Origin of the sequence: Acinetobacter sp. BIGb0102 (assembly GCF_003815055.1) — a bacterium.
Lineage (GTDB): Bacteria > Pseudomonadota > Gammaproteobacteria > Pseudomonadales > Moraxellaceae > Acinetobacter > Acinetobacter vivianii.
Map to the genome: position 1 here is coordinate 385,270 of NZ_RKQE01000013.1, position 19,423 is coordinate 404,692.

Annotated in this window: 21 protein-coding genes and 1 pseudogene; 9 read left to right on the forward strand and 13 right to left on the reverse strand. The window is 39.7% G+C overall.

Translation table 11 applies throughout. The features are described from left to right. Positions 1 to 52: 52 nt before the first annotated feature. From EC846_RS13110 to EC846_RS13135, 6 genes are all read right to left on the reverse strand, one after another. Entirely contained in the window at positions 53 to 910 is an 858-nt protein-coding gene (locus EC846_RS13110; RefSeq protein ID WP_123775414.1) for a cell division protein FtsQ/DivIB, read from the reverse strand. Positions 911 to 916: 6 nt separating this feature from the next. Then, the gene (locus tag EC846_RS13115) at positions 917 to 1,843 is read right to left on the reverse strand and encodes a D-alanine--D-alanine ligase (RefSeq protein WP_004776253.1); all 927 of its coding nucleotides are present in this window, start codon (positions 1,841 to 1,843) and stop codon (positions 917 to 919) included. A 47-nt stretch (positions 1,844 to 1,890) separates the two neighbouring features. Beyond that, positions 1,891 to 3,336, reverse strand: coding sequence for a UDP-N-acetylmuramate--L-alanine ligase (gene murC, locus EC846_RS13120; protein ID WP_123775415.1), 1,446 nt, complete (start codon positions 3,334 to 3,336; stop codon positions 1,891 to 1,893). Between the two features lie 13 nt (positions 3,337 to 3,349). Then, positions 3,350 to 4,447, reverse strand: coding sequence for an undecaprenyldiphospho-muramoylpentapeptide beta-N-acetylglucosaminyltransferase (gene murG, locus EC846_RS13125; RefSeq protein ID WP_123775416.1), 1,098 nt, complete (start codon positions 4,445 to 4,447; stop codon positions 3,350 to 3,352). Positions 4,448 to 4,674: 227 nt separating this feature from the next. Continuing rightward, entirely contained in the window at positions 4,675 to 5,619 is a 945-nt protein-coding gene (gene gshB / locus EC846_RS13130) for a glutathione synthase (protein WP_004776256.1), read from the reverse strand. Positions 5,620 to 5,834: 215 nt separating this feature from the next. After that, positions 5,835 to 6,317, reverse strand: coding sequence for a glutathione peroxidase (locus EC846_RS13135; RefSeq protein ID WP_005260168.1), 483 nt, complete (start codon positions 6,315 to 6,317; stop codon positions 5,835 to 5,837). Between the two features lie 179 nt (positions 6,318 to 6,496). Here EC846_RS13135 and EC846_RS13140 point away from each other — a divergent pair, with 179 nt between their 5' ends. Further along, the gene (locus EC846_RS13140) at positions 6,497 to 6,949 is read left to right on the forward strand and encodes a MarR family winged helix-turn-helix transcriptional regulator (protein WP_123775417.1); all 453 of its coding nucleotides are present in this window, start codon (positions 6,497 to 6,499) and stop codon (positions 6,947 to 6,949) included. Further along, the gene (locus EC846_RS13145) at positions 6,950 to 7,153 is read left to right on the forward strand and encodes a DUF3565 domain-containing protein (protein WP_123775418.1); all 204 of its coding nucleotides are present in this window, start codon (positions 6,950 to 6,952) and stop codon (positions 7,151 to 7,153) included. A gap of 57 nt (positions 7,154 to 7,210) precedes the next feature. Here the strand turns inward: EC846_RS13145 and EC846_RS13150 are convergent, their stop codons facing one another. The 3 genes from EC846_RS13150 to EC846_RS13160 are packed head-to-tail and all read right to left on the reverse strand — an operon-like array spanning position 7,211 to position 9,682. Continuing rightward, complete coding sequence (locus tag EC846_RS13150) at positions 7,211 to 7,966, reverse strand: SDR family NAD(P)-dependent oxidoreductase (protein WP_123775419.1); 756 nt, start codon at positions 7,964 to 7,966, stop codon at positions 7,211 to 7,213. Further along, entirely contained in the window at positions 7,967 to 9,268 is a 1,302-nt protein-coding gene (locus EC846_RS13155) for an FAD-binding oxidoreductase (protein WP_123775420.1), read from the reverse strand. After that, positions 9,269 to 9,682 carry a GtrA family protein gene (locus EC846_RS13160; RefSeq protein WP_032863994.1) on the reverse strand — a complete coding sequence of 138 codons (414 nt, stop codon included), beginning with the start codon at positions 9,680 to 9,682 and terminating at the stop codon, positions 9,269 to 9,271. Positions 9,683 to 9,710: 28 nt separating this feature from the next. On the opposite strand from EC846_RS13160, the gene EC846_RS13165 reads away from it, so the two are divergent. The 4 genes and pseudogenes from EC846_RS13165 to EC846_RS18485 form a co-directional block, all read left to right on the forward strand. Beyond that, a complete protein-coding gene (locus EC846_RS13165) occupies positions 9,711 to 10,589 on the forward strand; it encodes a decaprenyl-phosphate phosphoribosyltransferase (protein ID WP_005260181.1) in 879 nt (292 codons plus the stop codon). A 19-nt stretch (positions 10,590 to 10,608) separates the two neighbouring features. Continuing rightward, entirely contained in the window at positions 10,609 to 11,025 is a 417-nt protein-coding gene (locus tag EC846_RS13170; RefSeq protein WP_062847953.1) for a divergent PAP2 family protein, read from the forward strand. Positions 11,026 to 11,033: 8 nt separating this feature from the next. Next, entirely contained in the window at positions 11,034 to 12,698 is a 1,665-nt protein-coding gene (locus EC846_RS13175) for a tetratricopeptide repeat protein (RefSeq protein ID WP_123775421.1), read from the forward strand. A gap of 151 nt (positions 12,699 to 12,849) precedes the next feature. After that, a pseudogene (locus tag EC846_RS18485) lies at positions 12,850 to 13,074 on the forward strand (short-chain dehydrogenase); the annotation flags it as partial. A gap of 47 nt (positions 13,075 to 13,121) precedes the next feature. Here the strand turns inward: EC846_RS18485 and EC846_RS13185 are convergent. From EC846_RS13185 to pyrE, 3 genes are all read right to left on the reverse strand, one after another. After that, entirely contained in the window at positions 13,122 to 14,429 is a 1,308-nt protein-coding gene (locus EC846_RS13185; protein WP_123775422.1) for a PQQ-dependent sugar dehydrogenase, read from the reverse strand. 2 nt (positions 14,430 to 14,431) lie between these two features. After that, positions 14,432 to 14,863: a hypothetical protein gene (locus EC846_RS13190; protein ID WP_123775423.1), complete on the reverse strand. Its 432-nt coding sequence runs from the start codon at positions 14,861 to 14,863 to the stop codon at positions 14,432 to 14,434. A 500-nt stretch (positions 14,864 to 15,363) separates the two neighbouring features. Then, positions 15,364 to 16,014, reverse strand: coding sequence for an orotate phosphoribosyltransferase (gene pyrE / locus EC846_RS13195; protein ID WP_004776276.1), 651 nt, complete (start codon positions 16,012 to 16,014; stop codon positions 15,364 to 15,366). Between the two features lie 41 nt (positions 16,015 to 16,055). Between pyrE and EC846_RS13200 the strand changes: the two genes are divergently transcribed. Then, positions 16,056 to 16,880, forward strand: a complete 825-nt coding sequence (locus EC846_RS13200; protein ID WP_123775424.1) for an exodeoxyribonuclease III — start codon at positions 16,056 to 16,058, stop codon at positions 16,878 to 16,880. Between the two features lie 431 nt (positions 16,881 to 17,311). Continuing rightward, the gene (locus tag EC846_RS13205) at positions 17,312 to 17,662 is read left to right on the forward strand and encodes an arsenate reductase (protein WP_004776281.1); all 351 of its coding nucleotides are present in this window, start codon (positions 17,312 to 17,314) and stop codon (positions 17,660 to 17,662) included. Positions 17,663 to 17,730: 68 nt separating this feature from the next. Here the strand turns inward: EC846_RS13205 and EC846_RS13210 are convergent, their stop codons facing one another. Continuing rightward, entirely contained in the window at positions 17,731 to 18,168 is a 438-nt protein-coding gene (locus EC846_RS13210; RefSeq protein ID WP_004657126.1) for a DUF2147 domain-containing protein, read from the reverse strand. A gap of 204 nt (positions 18,169 to 18,372) precedes the next feature. Between EC846_RS13210 and EC846_RS13215 the strand changes: the two genes are divergently transcribed. Next, a complete protein-coding gene (locus EC846_RS13215) occupies positions 18,373 to 19,284 on the forward strand; it encodes an alpha/beta hydrolase (protein ID WP_047429999.1) in 912 nt (303 codons plus the stop codon). Positions 19,285 to 19,423: the final 139 nt, after the last annotated feature.

Below are 19,423 nucleotides of genomic sequence, written 5' to 3' on the forward strand. Positions count from 1 at the left end.
ACCATATCTTTAGTGTTGTTTAGGACCACTGCCCTTTATTTTAAGCCACGTATTATGGCTTTGCCTGAATTGCCCCTGCAAGGCTTGTGTCATCAATCGTTACAACTAACTGACCGTTGACAATCTTTGGCGGAGCTGCATTTTTCCATTGAATGGCCAAACCATTCCGGTAACGCAGGTCAATTGCCGTGATTTTCGACCATACAGGTTTTAGATCTGTTTGTGCCAAATGGCTTAAGCGCTGGAGCTTGTTCATGGTTTGATCCTGATCCACGATAATCCGTAAACCTGAATCAAACTGCATAAACCAGGTCATACGCTCAGTTAAATACAGTTCTTTTAATCTTAAATTCGCTGGATGAAATAATTGGTTAATTTCATTATAGCGACGCATCATCATTTTGGATTGGCTGGCTGGCCCATGTAACAGTGGCAAATTTGGATGTGCTTGAGGAACTGCCTCACTAAACACTTCACCATTATCACTAAGCAAACGCCCTGTTCCCCAACGTGCAATCGCATGACGCGGCATCACCCGCACCCGAATTGCATTTGGCCAAGCTCGTGATACCACTACACGATCAACCCAAGATACTTTTAACGCCTGATCCCGAATCTGCTCTAAATCCGAAGTGAAATAATTATCTTTAATGACAGGATTTAGGTATTTAACTAATTGCTGATTTTCGATGTCAGAATTGGTTCCTACCACCTGCAACTCTGCAACTTTGGCATCCGTCATGACTTTATATAAGCCAAACAGGCCTAATGCCAGTACAGCGAATGCAATAACAAGTAATGCCCAGCCCCCCGCATTCACCATCTTTTGTTTAGGCGTAGGCGGTTTCTCGTGAATCGAGCTAATGGCTGGTCGCGTTTTGCGACGCATAGATGCAGGAAGTTGAGCCATAAATAATTAAGCCGACTTTGCTAAAGTTTGCTCTAAAATCGCAACACAGAGCTGATCAAAATTATAACCAACGGCTTGCGCTGCTTTTGGTACGAGAGAGTGGCTGGTCATGCCTGGAACGGTATTAACTTCCAACAACCAGAAATTACCCTGTTCGTCCTGCATCGCATCAATACGGCCCCAGCCTTCTGCACCCACGGCCTGAAAAGCACGTAAGCACAATGCTTGCAAGCTTTTCTCTTCGGCTTCGCTTAAACCGCAAGGAATGCCATATTCCACATCATTACGCTGGTACTTTGCTTCATAGTCATAAAAAGCAACGTCTGCTGGTGGTTGTAAACGAATCACTGGCAAAGGCTGACCATTTAGGAATGAAATCGTAAATTCACGACCTGTAATCCATTTTTCTGCCATAACCACAGCATCATGCTGGGTCGCTTTTTCAATGGCTGCTGCAAAGTCTTCTGCTTTCTCAACCTTACTCATGCCGACACTTGAGCCTTCGTGTACAGGTTTGATAATGACTGGCAGACCCAATTCAGCAATCACCGGATCAAGATCGGTGTCTTTGGTGATAATGCGGTACGGCGCAGTCGGCAAATCACTGCCTTGCCAGATTTGCTTGGTTTTGACTTTATCCATACCAATTGCAGAACCTTGCACGCCAGTACCAGTATATGGAATATTCAACCATTCCAGTACACCCTGAATCTGGCCATCTTCACCGCCACGGCCATGCAATACGATAAAAGCACGATCGTAACCCACCAGCTCAGTCACACTACGATCTTGCGGATCAAATGCTTCTGCCTGCACACCCGAACGCAACAATGCATCTAAAACGGCCTGACCGCTGTCCAATGACACCGCACGCTCAGCCGATTTCCCACCAAATAACACAGCAACTTTGCCGAATTTCGCAGCATTTGACACGTTTATATCCTTAAAACTGTAAAACTTTTAATATTCAAAAAACAAAATTATTGGGCATACAAACGATGCTGAGCCAATTCTACCGAAATTGCACCCACGTTACCCGCGCCTTGTGTTAATAACAGGTCATTAGCTTGTAACACTTTTTGTAAAACGCTTGGTAAATTCCCTTCCACTGGATCAACCAGAATCGGTTCCACCTCACCACGCAGACGAATACTACGCGCCAAGGCACGACTGTCAGCGCCCACAATTGGTTTTTCGCCTGCAGGATAAACCTCTAACAATAACAATTGATCGACTTGTGATAACACATCCACAAAGTCATCAAAACAGTCACGGGTACGGCTAAAACGGTGCGGCTGGAACAACATCACCAAACGACGATCTGGATGGCTGGCACGTGCTGCCTTAATGGTTGCTTCAACTTCTTTTGGATGATGACCATAGTCGTCTACCAATTTCACCATGCCCTCGCCAACTTCATATTCACCTTGAACTTGGAAGCGACGACCAACACCGCTAAAGCCTTCTAAGGCACGGCAAATCGCACCATCAGAAACGCCTTCATCAGTTGCGACACCAATCGCAGCAAGCGCATTTAGGACATTATGTAAGCCAGGCTGGTTAATGGTGACACGTAATGGCTCACGATCTTTACGCAATACCGTAAAGTGCGAACGCATGCCTTCCTGAGCTACATCAACTGCACGGATATCATTGTCTTCATCGAAACCGTAAGTTAATACTGGACGGCCTACACGCGGTAAAATCTCACGAATATTGGCGTCATCACCACAGACAACTGCCAAACCGTAGAATGGCAGGTTATGCAAGAACTGGATAAACGTATCTTTTAACTTATCGAAGCTACCTTCATAAGTATCCATGTGATCTGCATCAATATTGGTCACAATGGCGGCCATTGGCTGTAAATACAAGAATGAAGCATCCGACTCATCCGCTTCTGCCACGATAAAACGGCTTTCACCCAGCGCAGCATTGACCCCTGTGCTATTCAGCAAACCACCGATCACATAAGTTGGATCAAGGTTTTCTTCCGCCAACATGGTGGTCAGTAAACTTGTGGTTGTCGTTTTACCATGCGTTCCCGCAACCGCGATACCATGGCGGTAACGCATCAACTCACCTAACATTTCCGCGCGGCGCACGATCGGCGTACGTTGCTCAATGGCTGCTTTAATCTCTGGATTTTCAGGATCAATCGCAGTCGATACCACCAGTACATTGGCATTTTTAATATTGTCTGCCGAATGACCGATAAACACCTTGATACCATTCGCTTCGAGTTGAGCTGTCGTTTTCGACGCTTTAATATCTGAACCTGAAATCTTATAACCTTGGTTACTCAATACTTCAGCAATACCACACATCCCCGCACCGCCAATACCAACAAAGTGGATATTTTTAATACGGCGCATTTCTGGCACTTTAATCAGCTTTTTGGCTTGGTTTGGATTTGTAGGAGACATAGATAAACTCGAATTACAATTTTTTAATCAGATCAACCACATGCTGCGTCGCATTCGGTTGTGCTTGTTGACGTGCTTTAATTGCCATTTCAGAGAGTAGCTGGCGATTGAGCAAACTGGCAAATAACTCATCTAAAACAGCAGGTGTCATTTCTGCTTGTTGGCAAATTTTTGCAGCACCTGCATTTGCCAAAAACTTAGCATTTGCAGTCTGGTGGTCATCCACCGCAATAGGTAAAGGAACAAAAACCGCTGCCAGACCCGCTGTTGCAACTTCAGTCACAGTCAACGCGCCGGCACGGCAAATAATTAAATCAGCTTCACTATACGCTTTGGCCATATCATGAATAAATGGCTCAACCTGAATATTTAATTGCTCAGATGCACCTTGATAAAGTGCACGCGTCGCATCTTGCTTATTTTGACCACATTGATGAAATACATTCAGCGGTACACTGACCTTTTTTAATGCTTCTGGCAAACGCTCATTTAACGCTTGCGCCCCCAATGAACCGCCCACAATTAAAATATTTAGTGGCAATTGTTCCTGTTCACGGGTTTGGTAACGCCATGATGGATTCAAAATCGCAGTGATTTCAGCACGCACAGGATTTCCTGTGGTCATCACTTTATCACTACTTGGGAAAGTATCTGGAAAAGCCTGACATACGGTTTTCGCGATACGTGCCAGTTGGGTATTGGTAAAACCTGCAATCGCATTCTGCTCATGGATCAACACAGGAATACCCAGCAAACGTGCAGCCAAACCACCTGGTCCTGCGACATAACCACCGAAACCAGCGACAGCGTCAATTTTTAGCTGTTTCATATAGCGCATTGCGCTTAAGGTTGCTTTTAGAATTTTGAATGGTGCACTGAGCTTACGTAGCAGACCATTGCCACGTACACCTTGAATATCAATCTGATAAATTGGAATATTTTGATCTTTGAGTAACCGGTTTTCCATTCCCGTCGGCGTCGCTAACCAAGAGACCTGACAGCCTTCTTGTTGCAGTTGTTTGGCAACAGCAAGCGCAGGAAAAACATGTCCACCTGTACCAGCGGCCATCATCATGACATGTTTGGGTTTGTTCTGTGGTGAATTGGTCACGGTTTAATTCTTCAACTCAAAAAAAAGGTTATCGTCTATTGTTTTCGAGCGTTATTTTAATCCTAAAGCTTCATTCACGAAAAGCGAATTTCACTTGTTTACAACAGAAAGCTGAGCTTTTTTCGATTCTTTGTTAAAAACTAGAGACTGCCGATATCTAAAAGCCCATTTGCATCCAAAATTCGAGTAAATACAAACGGGCAATTTGGTCAAAAAATAAGAATTATTTAATTTTTAAGCCCAGCTTCCAGCACTGCAAATAAATCATCTGCAATCGAGGTACCGAATTGTGCATCAATCTCGCGGATACAGGTTGGGCTGGTCACATTAATTTCAGTCACATAATTACCGATCACATCCAGACCAACGAAAACCAAACCTTTTTCACGTAAGAATGGGCCAACTTTTGCTGCAATCAATTTATCATTTTCAGTCAGTGGACGAGCCTGTCCTAAACCACCTGCCGCCAGATTACCGCGCACTTCACCATTTTGTGGAATACGTGCCAGACAATATGGAATCGGTTCACCATTGACCATCAAGATACGCTTATCACCTTCTACAATTTCAGGAATATAACGTTGTGCCATGATCGGACGTGTACCCATTTCTGTGAGCATTTCCAGAGTCGAACCGATGTTTACCCCATCTTGATACAAACGGAAAATGCCCATGCCGCCCATCCCATCAAGTGGTTTCACAATCACATCGCCATGTTCTTTGATAAATTCACGAATCAGGCTTTGTTGTGAGGTCACTAAAGTTGGGACTTGTAGTTCTGGGAACTGGGTAGCAAATAGCTTTTCATTGCAGTCACGTAGCGATTGCGGCTTATTGATAATCCACGCCCCTTCACGCTCTGCCTGTTCCAGAATATAGGTGGTATAGACAAAGTTCATGTCAAACGGCGGATCTTTACGCATTAATACCACATCGTAATCCGCTAACGACTCTTTGCGCTTCTCACCTAACTCGTAATAATGATTGTAATCTTCGAATACTTTTAAAGGAGAGATCAGACCAAAAGCCTTACCTTGGTCGATATATAAATCGTGCTGTAATGCATAACCCAATTCATGTCCGCGACGGCTGGCCGCCCATAACATTGCCATGGTTGAATCCTTTTTAAGATTCACAGTTTCAATCGGGTCCATCACTACAAGTACACGCATAATCTGACGCTCGTATTTTTAATCTTGGCAAAAAGTATAACGAAGTTTACTGATGATGTTTAAACAAGTTATGTAATTATTAAATCTAAAAAATTCTAATTTATTCAAATCACTAGATTCAATTTATTTAAATAGACGATTTTCTTATGGATAAAAATTACTGGCAAATGAATCGATCGCCAGTAATTTGTAAAACATCAAATTTTAAATTCAACTTAAGCCAAAAGTTTTTGAATATCTTTGGCAATTTTTTCAGGTTTGGTGATCGGCGAATAGCGTTTTACCACTTCACCATTTTGATTAATCAGGAATTTGGTGAAATTCCATTTAATACTTTCACTCCCCAAAATCCCCTTGGCTTCAGAAGTTAAATATTGATACAAGGGATGTGCTGTTGGGCCATTCACATCAATCTTGGCAAACATTGGAAATGACACGCCATAATTACGCTGACAGAAGCTGCCGATTTCTTCGTTGCTGGATGGATCTTGGTTGGCAAACTGGTTACACGGGAAACCCAAAATCACCAGTCCTTGCTGTTGATAGTCCTGATATAACTTTTCCAAACCTTCAAATTGTGGCGTGAGACCACATTGGCTAGCGGTATTCACCACCAATAAAACTTTGCCTTGGTAATCCGCGAGGTTCTTTTGTTCACCTTCTAGCAGTTCAGCCTGAAAATCATAAATTTTGCTCATAAGTGTTCTCTCATCTATCCAATAGTGGAATTACTCGAAATATATTGCTTAATAATTCAGCTTGCTTATTTAATATTGCATACAACTATATTGCGTGCAAGTTAATTATACACAATGTACTTTTCAAACAATCCAATTTATACTGAATGTTCAACAACCAAGTCGAGGAAAAAAACATCATGGCTGAAGTTTCATTTTTGGATAACCAAGTGTGTTTTGCCATGTATTCCGCGACCAATGCCATGATTCGCCAGTATCGTCCGTTGCTGCAGGAATACGATCTGACCTATCCGCAATTTATTGTGTTGCTGGCTTTGTATGAACAGGACAATGTGATGTTGTCTGAGATTGGGCAAAAGACTTTTTTTGATTCCGGAACGCTGACACCCATTATTAAAAAACTAGAAGAAAAACAGTTTTTAAAACGTGTCGCAGTCAAAGAAGACGAGCGAATGAAAAAAGTGATCTTGCTGGAAAAAGCGCTGGCGTCAAAAGATGAGATTATCGCAATTCCGTTTAAACTCGCCTGCGCTTTAGGCATGGAGCAGAATGATCTGCTGGCAATTCATAATCTGTGCCATCGTTTTTTAAAGGGTTTGGAACAAGCGAAACTCGAGTCTATGGAAAATTAAATGCAGCAGGCCATTGTCGGTTTTCATCTCGATGAAGAAGGACATTATGTTGCTGATCTCGCCTGTGGGCATGGTCAGCATGTCCGTCATGATCCACCGTGGCAAAATCGTCCTTGGGTGTTAACCGAACAAGGGCGCCATGAGAAATTAGGTGTAATGTTGGAATGTAAGAAGTGTGAGGAGATAAATGGTGAGTGCTTTTAAACCAAGATAACTAAAAAAGCCCAATATATAATTGAGCTTTTTAATTATCTTTCTAGTTTAGATATCCATTTTTCTAAATAAGAAGAAAGGTAAATTACGGATAATCATCATAATGATTGCCCATTTACCTGGTGTATACACCGTCAATTTAGCTTTATCAATTCCTTGCACAATATCACTAGCAACTTGCTCAGGTGAGGCAAGCTTTCCTTTGCCAGACATTCCAGCCGTCATTGGTGTTGCGGTTGGACCCGGCTTAATTAAAGTTGCTGTAACAGAAGAACCGATTAAAGCTAAGCGGTGTTGTAATCCTTGCAGGTATTTATCAATCAATGCCTTGGATGCACCATATACATAATTTGATTTACGTCCACGGTCACCCGCTACTGAGCCAATCACAGCCAATTTACCATGATTATGCTCAATCATATGTTTCGCAATACTCTCTGTAAATAATACAGGTGAAAGCGCATTAACTTCGATTGCCTGTTGGCATTTGAGTAAATCATTTTGACATTGCTCTTGATCAGGTAAATTACCATGAGCAATCAGCGCAATATCGATTTTCCCTTGTTGATTAATGGCATTAATACAATCCTGAATCGCTGTAGCATTTACAAAATCAACAGTCTGGAATTGGATATTGGCCTGCGGCGTACGCACCTTAAGATCATTCACAACACGCTGTAATTTTTCTTGATCACGACCCAATAAAATAATTTCACAAGGCTGCTGTTTAAGCCAAAGTCTGGCGCAGTGTTCAGCAATAGCAGACGTCCCACCTACAATTAAGATTTTTGGTTGATTTGACATTTAGGCCCCTAATAGACGACGAGACATTTCCGAGCTGATGCCGGGATCCCGATATTTTAAAAATTCATTTAAGCGCGGATAGCCCGCTTCAAATAGTGATCTTGGCATACGAGCATCTTTGGCTAAATAAAGACGACCTTGTGCTTGCTCGACAATATGATCCAATTCATTTAACAGTTTTAACGTTTTCTCACCACGATTAGGGAAATCCAACGCCAAAGTAACACCAGATTTTGGAAAGCTCAGCAATCCGCCAGACTCACGATCACCAAATGTTTTTAATACGGCTAAAAACGAGCCCTCGCCCGACTTTTTAATCGCATTTAACATCTCTTGGGTAACTTCTTTACCGATCTCTTTCGGAACAACACTTTGATATTGATAAAAACCTTTTGGTCCATACATTTTGTTCCATTCGTGCATGGCATCTAATGGATAAAAGAATGGCTCGTAATGTACTTTTTGTGACTGGCTTTTTAACGAGTTGCCATGAAAATAGGCAAAGTTAAAGAGAGGTAAACTGAGTTTGTTCACCAATGAAATAGGAGGTGTAATTGGAAATGTTTTATCGTTAATTTCAGGTTCTGCTTGCGTAGACGCACTTGCTAGATTTCCCCGCGAAAAAAGCCCTTTGGCATTCGCACCATTCATACAATCAATCCAAGATACCGTGTATTCCCAGTCTGGTTCAGATGAATCAGAGAGTGAAAAAAATTCATCTAGATTGTGATAAGGAATAGTTTCTGCATCAATCCACGAACTTTGAACTGGACGTAATTGTATTTTCGCCTCTAGAATTATACCCGTTAAGCCAATTCCACCTAAAGTTGCATAGAACCAATCTGCTCTTTCAGTCTTTGAACACTCAATAATTTCACCATCAGTTCGTACAAGTTTTATTTGCAGAACATGGTCACCAAAAGAGCCAAAAACATGATGGTTTTTACCATGTACATCATTTGCAATCGCACCACCGACGGTAATCATTTGCGTGCCTGGCGTTACAGGCAACATCCAGCCTTGCGGGATCAATGTCCGGTGAATATCTTGTAAGGTCGCACCTGCTTCACAATGTAAAATCCCAGTATTTAAATCAAAAGACATCAGATGATTCATGGCTGTGGTCAACCATAGAGTACCATTGCCATTTAATGCGACATCGCCATAGCTACGCCCCATACCATGGGCAATGCCTGGAAAGCCGCCATGCTGTATTTGTCTAGAGGCTTGTGAAGGCATTATTAAAGGAATAGCGTGATGTTCAGTATTAGAAAGCCTACCCCAGGCCTGTACGTTTTTCATTTATGCCTCAACCTTACGAAACACAAAACGTTTATCTAAGTAATATTTGCAAATATAGCCAATCATTAGACCGATTATTCCACCTAGGTAACGCATTTCTTTGGTTTCAAAAACGATATGAAACCCAAACTCGAAACCCCAGAAAATAATTGTCGTAAAAAGGCCCATGATGGTATAAAGAATAAAGACCTTCCCATCATGTTTGGTATTCTGTGTTTTATATTTAAAAATATATTTCTTATCCAAAATGTATTTAACAACTAGGCCGACACCCGTGCCAATAACAATTGATATAAAAATATAAAAATTTCCAACATAAATATAACTAGAAATATCTTGTGCTATAATATTGCAAAACGTAGCAACTATAGCAAACGCTGTATAAAGCAGCGCGAGCTTAATCGAGTCCATCATTTATATTTAATATAGCGCTGAAAAAAAAATGTATGATATAGCAGAAAATCGGTCATTTCTAGCAGAAATCCCGGGGTTGATTAAACTAATTAGACCAAAACAATGGCTCAAAAACACCTTTGTTTTTGCACCTTTAATCTTTGCAGGCGAGTTCTTAAATTTAGGGTCTATTTATTCCGTATTATTTGCCGCTTTTTTATTTTGTCTGGCTGCTTCCGCAGTCTATATCGTGAATGATTTAAAGGACATAGAAAAAGATCGAGCACATCCTGAAAAGTCTCTAAAACGTCCATTAGCTTCAGGTCAAGTGAGTCCTCAGAGTGCAATTATACTATTAACTCTGATTTATATCGCCTTAGGATTTTCCTGGTTAATCGCACCTAAAGTCATCTACGTGATCGCAGTATATTTACTGCTGAACTGGGCCTATACCTTTAAACTGAAACATGAGCCTGTGATTGAAATTTTCATCGTGGCCTTTGGTTTTGTGTTACGTGTATATGCAGGTGCTGTAGCTCTTGCAGTGCCAGTCTCTCACTGGATGTTTATTACAACATTAAGTATTTCACTTTATCTCGCGTCAATTAAACGTCGTCAGGAACTGATACAAAGTGGCTCTCAAGGACGTGGGGTACTTGAGCACTATTCAGTTAGTCTGATTGACCGCTTTGCAGGTATGTCTGCCGTTACAGCAATTATTTTTTATAGCCTGTATACGATGGAAGTGCAGCCACAGCTCATTATTACCATCCCATTTGTAATGTTTGGATTGTTCCGTTACTGGTTTATTGTTGAAACACTAAAAGGTGGAGAGTCTCCAACTGATGTGATCGCTCAGGACTGGCAAATATTATTAACCGTTGTTTTATGGGTCGCATGTTGTATCTGGACATTATTGCCAGCTTAGTTTTATTTTGGATTATTACGTGAAGTCTTATATTTACCTTATTACACCATTTCTAGCTTGGCTAGTTGCCGGCTGTCTAAAGTTTCTTATTAATTCAATTAAAGCCAGGAAACTGGCTTTTGGCTTAATTGGCTATGGTGGATTACCAAGTAATCACAGTGCCATTGTAAGTAGTATGACCGCGCTTATCGCTATAAAAGAAGGTATTGATACCCCTGCTTTTGGTGTTGCACTTACCCTATCGTTTATTGTGTTATTAGATGCAAATAGTTTAAGACAAGCTATTGGTAAACATGCGGTAGTGATTAACCATCTGGCTAAAGATACACCTGAATACAAACAACTAAGAGAACGTATGGGACACACAAAGATTGAGATCTTAGCGGGTGTACTGGTAGGTTGTCTTGTTGCATATTTAATTGCTAATACACTATAGGATAATCAATGTTTACACTTATGAGCAGATTTAAAATCAGCCTATATTTACTTGTTTTATTAGCAATTATAATATTTTTTAGAGCTGCAGAATTTAGCTTTAAATTAAAAATAGATGATTATTTATACACCTCTTGGTTATTTAATTATGACTATGGCTTTATGAGAAGAGCTCTCCCTGGTGAATTGCTCTCTTTTTTTAATCTAGATTATGACTATAGATCGATAAGAGCTATAGCAGCTATTATTTTACTTATCTTATTTTACTTATTTTCTTATTTAGCAATTAAATCACTAGATCATTTACACATATATAGAAATAAAGCACTATATATTGCTTCTTTCATGTTTTTACCGTTTTTAACTACGCAATGGATACTTGAGTTAGGGCGTTTCGATCAGATTATACAAATTCTACAAATCCTCTGTGTAATTACTATTATAAAAACAAAAAAATATTATCTTCCTTTCCTTCTTGTTAGTCTAACGATAATATTATCAGCCCTTATCCACGAAGCCTCTTTAATTATTTTCATTCCAACTACAATATTAATATTTTATTTAAAGTTCGAAAATAAAATTACTACTTCACTCTTAGTTCTCTTCTTTTTTCTTGCATTAATTGGCATGATTTTTTTTGGAAAAATCGATGCACACCATGCAAATTTAATTATTGAAAAATATAAAGACTTAGAAAAATTTAACTACTATGCAGTTAGAACCACTCAATTGAGCAATTTTGAAAATATTATTGTCAGCTACTATTCAATGATGAATAACAAGACTTATATTTATATATTGCTTGCTATTTTATACCTTTACCCTGTCATTTGTTTTTTCAAGAAGGTATTTGGCAGTACAAAATATTTCTATATTTTTATTTTTTGTCTATCACCACTTGGCTTATCAATCATAGCATTTGATTACTTTAGATGGTTAACATTAGCTTTCTTTAACCTAAGTATTTTAAGCTTTTATTTAGTCATTTCTGAAAAAACTAACAACCTTGAAATTGGACACTACCTTATTGAAAGAAAAAATAAAATTCTAGCATACGGTCTAGTTTCCTTATTGATAGGTGCTCTAGGTGTAGTTAATTTTTTTCCTGGATTAAATAACACTGGGGGGTTCTCAACATCTCAGGTACCAACAAAAATTTTAAATAAGGTTAACTTCCCAACAGATACAAATAGCCAGTTATTTGAAGTAAATAGAAATATTAAAGGGTGGGAAATAGAAACAGATCTTAGTCAATATAAAAATATTGATTTAGCTTTACATTGGTACGAAATGGAAGTAAAAAAAGGGAATGCGTTAGCTAAAAACAATTTAGCAATGATTTATATTAGAGGCGGGGAAAAGGATATAAATTATGAAAAAAGCTTTTCTTTATTCAGAGAGGCTAGCAAATCTAGTCCTGAAGCATTAAACAATTTAGGGGTTTTGTATGCAAATGGTCTTGGTGTAGATAAAAATTACAATAAAGCCTTGTCTTCTTATATACAAGCCGCAAAAAATGGTTCTGTCACAGCAATGTATAATATCGGTATTAGCTATTCAAAAGGTCTAAATGGATTAGACAAGGATAAAGTTAAAGCTAAATATTGGCTTGAAAAAGCTAAAGTCCATAATTTCTCACCAGCATTGCATGAGTTGAAGCATGGGAAATGGTAAATTATAAAAGCTCTAGAGTATATTATTTACTGAATAACTAGAACAATTTTGCTAAAGCCAATGATTCTAAAAACTGAATCATTGGCTTAATTATATAAAAAAGCTAAAACTATTCTGATCGTCTCAGTATAGAATATCGAAAATAACTATAAAAATTTTACGTGAACACTTAATTGGTGTCAGTGTACTGAACTTAGGCTACCTTGCCAGTGAATACGAGATCGACAAATCGACTCAAGCCATTTTAGAAGAAACTAAATATTCTCTGATTCCATTATCAGATGTGATTCAGGCGATTCATTTTATTATTTCAACCAGCAAAGCAGCTTGCATCAAAGAAATACTCATGCCTGCCATGCTGGATAAAAATATCTAAATTCTTAGAACAATTTGGGCCTCGGAATAGAAACTACAACTGTTTCATCAAGGCGAATAAACGCGCCATATCGTATTTCCGACATCATCTGCAATCAACAAAGCACCAGTTTTATCTTCAGTGAGGCCGACTGGTGCACCATATAAAGATTTTTCATCTTTGGAATAGAAACCATTGACTACAGTGACAGGCATGCCATTTGGTTTGCCATCTTTAAATGGAATAAAGATGACGTTGTAGCCATTGAGAGGGTCTCTATTCCAACTGCCATGATTACTCACAAATGCGCCATTTTTAAACCGATCAGACAGCTGAGTGGTATTTGAAGCAAACCATAAACCTAAAGGTGCGACATGAGAGCTTAATGCATAATCAGGTTTAATCGCTTTGGCAACCAGATCTGGTCGTTGAGGCTGAACACGCTCATCGACATGCTGACCGAAATAGCTATACGGCCAGCCATAAAACCCTTTTTCCTGCACTAAAGTTAAATAATCAGGCACCAAGCTAGCGCCAATTTCATCACGCTCATTGACAATGGTCCATAACTTTCCAGTTTCTGGTTCCCATTGCAATCCTGTTGGATTTCGAATCCCGCTGGCAAAAATACGACTCGCCCCTGTGGCAACATCAACCTCTAAAACAGTTGCACGGCGATATTCGATCGCCAATCCATTTTCGGTAATATTACTGTTTGAACCCACACCCACATATAATTTTTGCCCATCTTTACTCGCCAATAAAGCTTTCGTCCAATGATGATTCACCGTATCTGGCAAATCAGACAATTCAACACCTTGGTCGGTAATCTTGGTCGCATTCTCCTCGTAATTGTATTTCATAATATTATTGGTATTTGCCACATATAGGTGATTACCAATTAATTGCACACCAAAAGGTGAATGTAAGTTTTCCAAAAATTTATACTTCTTCCAATGACCATCTGCTTCCAGTCTAAGTAAAGTGATGCGATTTCCCCCTTTACCGCCTTTTCCTGATGATTTTTTAACAATACCAGCAATCGCCTGTTTCGGTGAGGTCAGTGGCGCCTCTCCTGGACTATTAGATTCCACAACGAGAATATCCCCATTTGGCAAGGTGTATAGTTGACGGGGGTGCTCGAGCTGATCTGCAATTTTTTCAATTTTTAACCCCGCAGCAACCGTAGGTGTTTGCTGAGCTTTCCAACCTACTCCATTCGGTACTTTCATCGGGGGAACAAGGAAATTCTGAGCTTCAGGTAATTGTGGGTCTGGGCCATATTGTGTTTGAGGATCAAGTGGTTGCCCACCAGAACAGCCGAATAATCCAACGCTAACCAAAGCTGAAAAGAAAAATGTATTTGATATTTTCATATTTATTCTCCAATCAGCTTATTTTGTATATGAGTGGATTGATATAGATAATGCAGAGCAATAAGAAGGATTGTCAGCGTTGATAGAATAATATTTGCTGGAACGATGGCAAAAGCATCACGGCTATGTATAAAGGCATTAAATGTCGCTGCAATAATCGCAAAACCATAGAGCCAGAACCCAACGACATCTGACCTCCTTTGCTCTATCACTGGCCGAAACCAGACATAAAATAGATTGATAAAACGTGGAATAATACAAAATAGCAATCCAAACGTAATACACCATGCGGCTGCCTTTGCCCATAAGACTTCAGCAGTTTTATTATAAAAAATATCAAAAATCCAACCTGCAACAAAGAAGCCAAAAGGCAATGGATTCAATAACATATAAATGGAATATAGGACACCAGATCTTGGATTGTTTTTTTTCATTCAAACTTCTTCCTTTTAGATTATTTATAGGTATTCAATAATGATTTAAGTGAAATGCGCTTATGATTTACTGAAACACCAGTCTGTATAATTTTCATCCACTATAAGTATTCTATGAAATCGCTGTCAAAATTCATCAAATATTGATTCTCAAAAAACTTTTGGGAAATAAATAAAACTGCTTCCATCTCTATGGCGAAAACAGACATTTTCGAGCTTTTTTACTCAACAATAGGTTTCAAAATAAAAATAAATTCTGAGTTTTTTATGCTTTCGTAATTTTGTTTTTATTTAGCGTTACAGCTGAAGGTGATTTGTTCTTATACAATTACCGAGTAATAAATTGTAAACTCTCTCATTATGTTAAATAAAAGAGACTATTTTGTAAGATTAAATAGTCGCCTTCTTTCAAAACCTTCAATTTTTCTGATTGACCACACATATGTGAAATATTTCATAATAAAAAAGGAAGCCTCAGCTTCCTTTTTTACATCTAAAACTTAGATGCCATATTTTTCGCGATAAGCCTGCATATTGGCTAAAGCTTCTTTCTCGCCTTTGGCATCCAGATAATCCATCAAATCTTTCATGGTAATTAAAGCATGCACTGGGATTTCGAGTTCTTTTTGCACTTCCTGAATCGCAGAAAGTTCACCTTGACCACGTTCTTGGCGATCTAGAGCCACCAAGACACCTGCAATTTCAGCGCCTGCATTTTTCAAAATGGTCACCACTTCACGAATCGCAGTTCCTGCCGTGATCACATCATCAATGATCCAGACTTTCTGACCTGCAACTGATGCACCAACCAACACACCGCCTTCACCATGATCTTTGGCTTCTTTACGGTTAAAGCCCCACGGTACACTTTTTCCATGCACTTGAGACAAAGCCACTGCCGTAGCAGCCACAAAAGGAATTCCTTTGTATGCTGGACCAAAAATCACACCAACATTGTCACACTGTACCAGTTTATCTGCATAGCCTTGCGCCAACAAAGACAGTGCTTCACCATCGTTGAGTAAACCCGCGTTAAAGAAATAAGGACTGACACGGCCTGATTTTAAGGTAAACTCACCAAATTTAAGTACACCACGTGATAATGCGAGTTCGATAAAAGCTTGCGGATGAAATGACACAGGCGTTGTCATATAAGGTGCTCCAAATTCTTTAATTGAGGTTAAACAGACGTATGATACCAAAGGATAGCTATCCAAGTGATGTAAAAATTCTTCGAGTCGTTTCAATTAACGTAAATGGCCTGCGTGCTTCTGTCACCAAAGGCCTACTCGAATGGTTAGAACAGTCAGGTGCAGATGTGGTGTGTATGCAGGAAAGTCGCATTACACATGAGCAATGGACGGATAAATTTAAGCCTGAAGGATGGTACACCCACTTATTCCCAGCTGAGCGTGCAGGTTATGCGGGTACAGCAATTTATAGCCGCCTTCCTTTCGTCTCCATCACCAACGGCTTAGGCTTTGAACTGGCAGATACTCAAGGCCGTTTTATTTCGGCTGAATTTGATTTAGGCTTGTCACAAACCGTTCATATTGCCTCGTTATACTTACCATCAGGATCAAGCGGTGATGAAGCACAAGCACGCAAAGATGTGTTCTTACAAGAGTACGCACAAATACTAAAACAATGGCGTGACGAGAATAAATCAATCATCGTGTGTGGGGATTATAATATCGTGCACAAACGCATTGATATTAAAAACTGGTCAGGTAACCAGAAGTCATCTGGCGTATTGCCACATGAACGCGCTTGGCTCGATCATATGTATGATGAGTTGGGCTATGTAGACACCTTCCGTGAGGTGCGACCAGAAGCAGAGTTGTACTCATGGTGGTCAAATCGTGGTCAGGCCCGTGCGAAAAATGTCGGGTGGCGTATCGACTATCATTCATGCTCTCCAGACTGGAAAGCACGTACTGCGAATGCATGGGTCTATAAAGAACAATGGTTTAGCGACCATGCGCCCGTGATTATCGACTACAAAATACACGAATAAGTGAACAACTGTTCACTTAACCCGCTTCTTTAGCTTACAGAACTTGTCGCTTTTGTGTATTTTTATTTACCAGCTAGAACGGCATTATAGCTTCACGGCACAGGGAAGCGGTCAGGATGACCAAAAAGGGATAGGACGCCGTAGGAAGATAAAATAAACTTGATTCAAGTTTATTTGCATGGATGAGACATTGGACGTTGAAATGAGACCCGCATAATCAGGAAGATTAAATGCGGGTTTTCTCTTTTCTAGATATTAGATATTTTCTCTTCATCTTGTCGTTAGCACTTTTGCTCAAAAAGCTTGATCATTTCCTTACGGACTTAAAACCCTCTACCGATTAACTTAATAAAAAATTTCAACTGGCACATCACCTGCTTTTTACGTTAGGCTTTGATCCATATTTTTCATTCTTTCTATGGTTTTTTCACATGTTTAAAATTTATGGTATTAAAAATTGTAATTCGATGAAAAAAGCCTTTGATGCATTACAGGCAAAAGGAATTGATTACGAGTTCCATGATTACAAGAAACAAGGTATTGATGCTGCAACGCTAGCAATCTGGTTGAAAGAAATTGGTGCAGACAAAGTCTTGAATAAAAAAGGCACAACATGGCGTAAATTGACTGCTGATGAGCAAGCGCATGCAACTAGCAATGAGCAAAACCTGATTGAAACACTGATTGCTCAACCAAGTCTGATTAAACGTCCCGTATTGCAAACGCCAAAAGGTTTTGTGATTGGCTTTGATGAAGCAACTTATCAAGATTTATCTGCTTAAATCTAAATAAATAGCAAATACAAAAAAACCGAGTCATCAGGCTCGGTTCTTTTATGTTTATCTTGTGCTTAGTTGGTACGAATCCAGGTCTGGTTACGACCTAAAGCTGCAACGCCAATATAACCGCGTAATTTCAGCTTTTTACCACCTTCGATAATTTCAGCTTTTAACTTATAGGTTTTACCGTTCTTAGGATCGATAATTGAACCGCCATCGTAATTCACACCACCTACATTTTTAAGGCCATGTACAATGGTCACGCCTTTAAGTGGTTTGTTGTGATAAGTTCCTTCACATTTAGAGCATGCATTTTCCTGACCTGCTACTAAATATTTTTGAATAGACGCGGTGAGGGTTCCATCCTTTTGCTCAGTAAACTTCACAATCGCCTTCGGCTGTTTTGTTTCATCATCGATGGTTTGCCAAACACTGCCATTCAGCGCATCCGCTGCATTGGCAAAAGTTGTTAAACCGAGCAATCCAAATGCTAGAGCAATTTTCTTCATTTTTGTAATATCCTTAAGGGGTCTTTCAAACTGAAAGTATTGAGAAGTTCAATCAATATTGCAATTCTTGATTATGACTATTTGGTATAACCTGCGTAAGAGTGACATAGCGCACAATTTTTCAGTTTTTATCATGATGTCTAGGCGCCACTTATATTCAAGAATTTTCTTATCGGTATACCCATCTAACAATATGGAAAAATTATGAAATTTGCTACTGTTTGGAAATATTATTTTACTGAATCTTTACTTAAAGCGACGATTCGGACACCGAGCCAATTTAATTTGGCGCCCAATGCTTTACGGCCGTTACTGGATCAACTCTGTCGCATATTTCCACAAAATCCAACAGTACAAATTCGACCATTACGCTTAGCGGGTGTCCGTGGTGAGGAAATTAAAGCTCAAGCTTCGGCAACACAATTAATTTTACATATTCACGGCGGTGCTTTTTTCTTAGGTAGTCTCAATACCCATCGTGCATTGATGACCGATATTGCGGCACGTACGCAAATGCAGGTGATTCATGTTGATTACCCACTCGCACCCGAACATCCTTTTCCTGAAGCCATTGATGCGATTTTTGATGTCTATCAAGCATTGCTGGTTCAAGGTATTAAGCCCAAAGATATCATTATCTCAGGTGACTCTTGTGGTGCGAATCTTGCCTTGGCATTGTGCTTACGCCTGAAACAACAACCTGAACTAATGCCAAGCGGCCTGATTTTGATGTCTCCTTATCTGGATTTAACCTTAACCAGTGAATCGTTACGCTTCAACCAGAAACATGATGCATTGCTGTCCATTGAAGCGTTGCAGGCGGGTATCAACCATTATTTAACAGATGGTATTCAGACAGATGATCCTCGCGTTTCACCGTTATTTGATGATCTGACAGGCTTACCACCGACTTTGGTACAAGTCGGTTCTAAAGAGATTTTGCTGGATGATTCAAAGCGCTTTAGAGAAAAAGCTGAAAAAGCCGATGTAGAGGTGAACTTTAAACTCTATACAGGCATGTGGCATAACTTCCAGATGTTTAATGCCTGGTTCCCTGAGGCTAAACAAGCCTTGGCAGATATTGCTGAATTCGCACATGCCTTAGATCGCGACTAAGCATCATCAAAATATGTGTAAAAAATGGTCAGCTTAGGCTGGCCATTGTCACTCTTCATTCAGTTTGGTCATCATCAAATAAAAATCATTGAATATTCTGATAACAGCTTATTTTTCAAAATATTTTTCCCGTCCTGAT

What these genes read in the sequence shown, in the direction of transcription:
- EC846_RS13110 (WP_123775414.1), bottom strand. Translation starts at nt 910, where the DNA reads ATGGCTCAACTTCCTGCATCTATGCGTCGCAAAACGCGACCAGCCATT.
- murC (WP_123775415.1), bottom strand. Translation starts at nt 3,336, where the DNA reads ATGTCTCCTACAAATCCAAACCAAGCCAAAAAGCTGATTAAAGTGCCA.
- gshB (WP_004776256.1), bottom strand. Translation starts at nt 5,619, where the DNA reads ATGCGTGTACTTGTAGTGATGGACCCGATTGAAACTGTGAATCTTAAA.
- EC846_RS13135 (WP_005260168.1), bottom strand. Translation starts at nt 6,317, where the DNA reads ATGAGCAAAATTTATGATTTTCAGGCTGAACTGCTAGAAGGTGAACAA.
- EC846_RS13140 (WP_123775417.1), top strand. Translation starts at nt 6,497, where the DNA reads ATGGCTGAAGTTTCATTTTTGGATAACCAAGTGTGTTTTGCCATGTAT.
- EC846_RS13145 (WP_123775418.1), top strand. Translation starts at nt 6,950, where the DNA reads ATGCAGCAGGCCATTGTCGGTTTTCATCTCGATGAAGAAGGACATTAT.
- EC846_RS13150 (WP_123775419.1), bottom strand. Translation starts at nt 7,966, where the DNA reads ATGTCAAATCAACCAAAAATCTTAATTGTAGGTGGGACGTCTGCTATT.
- EC846_RS13155 (WP_123775420.1), bottom strand. Translation starts at nt 9,268, where the DNA reads ATGAAAAACGTACAGGCCTGGGGTAGGCTTTCTAATACTGAACATCAC.
- EC846_RS13160 (WP_032863994.1), bottom strand. Translation starts at nt 9,682, where the DNA reads ATGATGGACTCGATTAAGCTCGCGCTGCTTTATACAGCGTTTGCTATA.
- EC846_RS13165 (WP_005260181.1), top strand. Translation starts at nt 9,711, where the DNA reads ATGTATGATATAGCAGAAAATCGGTCATTTCTAGCAGAAATCCCGGGG.
- EC846_RS13175 (WP_123775421.1), top strand. Translation starts at nt 11,034, where the DNA reads ATGTTTACACTTATGAGCAGATTTAAAATCAGCCTATATTTACTTGTT.
- EC846_RS13185 (WP_123775422.1), bottom strand. Translation starts at nt 14,429, where the DNA reads ATGAAAATATCAAATACATTTTTCTTTTCAGCTTTGGTTAGCGTTGGA.
- EC846_RS13190 (WP_123775423.1), bottom strand. Translation starts at nt 14,863, where the DNA reads ATGAAAAAAAACAATCCAAGATCTGGTGTCCTATATTCCATTTATATG.
- pyrE (WP_004776276.1), bottom strand. Translation starts at nt 16,014, where the DNA reads ATGACAACGCCTGTGTCATTTCATCCGCAAGCTTTTATCGAACTCGCA.
- EC846_RS13200 (WP_123775424.1), top strand. Translation starts at nt 16,056, where the DNA reads ATGATACCAAAGGATAGCTATCCAAGTGATGTAAAAATTCTTCGAGTC.
- EC846_RS13205 (WP_004776281.1), top strand. Translation starts at nt 17,312, where the DNA reads ATGTTTAAAATTTATGGTATTAAAAATTGTAATTCGATGAAAAAAGCC.
- EC846_RS13210 (WP_004657126.1), bottom strand. Translation starts at nt 18,168, where the DNA reads ATGAAGAAAATTGCTCTAGCATTTGGATTGCTCGGTTTAACAACTTTT.
- EC846_RS13215 (WP_047429999.1), top strand. Translation starts at nt 18,373, where the DNA reads ATGAAATTTGCTACTGTTTGGAAATATTATTTTACTGAATCTTTACTT.